Annotated in this window: 1 pseudogene; it reads right to left on the bottom strand. The window is 64.8% G+C overall.

The features are described 5' to 3' along the window. Positions 1-125 precede the first annotated feature (125 nt). Positions 126-203: pseudogene (locus tag ACNQ0T_RS23795) on the bottom strand (TetR/AcrR family transcriptional regulator); the annotation flags it as partial. Positions 204-301: the final 98 nt, after the last annotated feature.

Here is a 301-nt window from a genome sequence, read left to right as displayed (position 1 = left end):
CCCCCCCCCCCCCCCCCCCCCCCCCCCCCCCCCCCCCCCCCCCCCCCCCCCCCCCCCCCCCCCCCCTCCCCCCTATATGAAGTACCTGGTCTCGTGGGCTCGGAGATGTGTATAAGAGACAGGGTTGCGACTGCACAGAAATAATCCTGCAATGCCTGCTCAACCGTTTTTTCTTCACAGAATAGCTGGGCTTCGTGTTTTGCCTGTCTCTTATACACATCTGACGCTGCCGACGACATCGCTCCAGTGTAGATCTCGGTGGTCGTCGTATCAGTAGAGGGGGGGGGGGGGGGGGGGGGGG

The sequence above is a fragment of the Enterobacter cloacae complex sp.6700776 genome (assembly GCF_048284255.1).
Taxonomy (GTDB): Bacteria; Pseudomonadota; Gammaproteobacteria; order Enterobacterales; family Enterobacteriaceae; genus Enterobacter; species Enterobacter intestinihominis.
Note: the sequence above shows the minus strand (reverse complement) of the source record. Positions and strands in the feature narration are given on the sequence as shown.